The organism is Geodermatophilus sp. DF01-2 (assembly GCF_004571065.1).
GTDB lineage: Bacteria > Actinomycetota > Actinomycetes > Mycobacteriales > Geodermatophilaceae > Geodermatophilus.
Genome location: NZ_SPQN01000187.1, coordinates 1 through 1,136, shown reverse-complemented (window position 1 = coordinate 1,136; position 1,136 = coordinate 1). Strand labels below are relative to the sequence as shown.

Genomic DNA, 1,136 nt, shown 5'->3' with positions numbered 1-1,136 from the left:
CAATGCCACGTAGCTTAAGTTGATCATGCTGCCCGGGGTTGGAGTGCGCGGATGGTGACCGTGGGCGGTCCGGAGTGGCGGATGCTGCGCTCGCCTGGCTTCTTGACGCGGTAGCTGTTGTGGCGGGCGCGTTTCACCGCGCGGGGGCAGGTCCGTTCCCGGCGGGGCGGGACGAGCTTGGCGGTGATGTCCGCGCAGACGTTCGGGAGCACGTCGTTCCAGCGTTCAGGGGGGAAAGCCCGCCGTGCCGGTGGCGGTACGGCGGGCGATGCGCAGGACCCGGGTGAAGGAGACCCGGTCGGGATCGAGGTCGGCGGCCTCGGCCGCGTGGGTGGTCAACGCCGCCAGGGCGTGGTGGACGATTAGCCAGGCCCAGATCTCCTGGACGACCAGCTCGGGCAGTCGTGAGCGCAGGACCTTGCCCGGTCCGCGCAGGTGGGTCTTGAGTTGATCGTTTCCGGTTTCCTCCTCCCAGCGCTGGTTGTAGGCCGAGGCCAGTTCGTCGGCTCGGGCCGCGCCCGGATCGCAGATCGTGGACAGCAGCACGATCAACTCACCGCTGCCGTTCCCGTCGCGGTCGGGCACGTCGTACTCCACCACCCGCACCAGCTGGGCCTGGTCGGGATCGAGACCGTCCTCGGCGTCGGGCTCTGCTGCGGCGCCCTGCGCTTGCTCGGCGGCTGCGGCGAGGATCGCCGCGCGCCGCTGGGAGCTGCGGATCGAGGGGTTGATCAGCACCGAGAGGTAGGAGCCATCGGGCAACACCTCGAGCACCGGCAGCGTCAGCTGGGTCGGGGCCCGCCACAGCAGCGCCGCTCCGGTGCGGGCGGCCAGGCTCCAGGCGTCGAAGGAGTAGAAGTTGCGGTCGGCGGTGAGCAACTCATCGCGGCGCAGCCGCGGATACAGCCGGTGAGCCAGGGTCTTCTCCCCGACGGCGAAGCCGCCGACCTCGGCGGCCAGGAACGCGTGGGTGCCGCACTCGGCCAGCGCCACCACCCGCACCTTCGGAAACGCCGAGCGGTTGTCCCCGGAGCCGGCGTAGTCAAACTGCTCGGCGTTGTCCGGGGTGTCGGGCACGTCGATGTCGAACCCGTCGATCGCGGTCAGCCGCCACGCCCGCAGCCACGCCCCCCGCG

1 protein-coding gene is annotated in these 1,136 nt (G+C 70.9%); it reads right to left on the bottom strand.

The window, feature by feature from the left end; all coding sequences use genetic code 11:
- Positions 1-225: 225 nt before the first annotated feature.
- A partial coding sequence (locus tag E4P41_RS21740) for an IS4 family transposase (RefSeq protein WP_135143261.1) occupies positions 226-1,136 on the bottom strand: 911 nt, incomplete at its 5' end.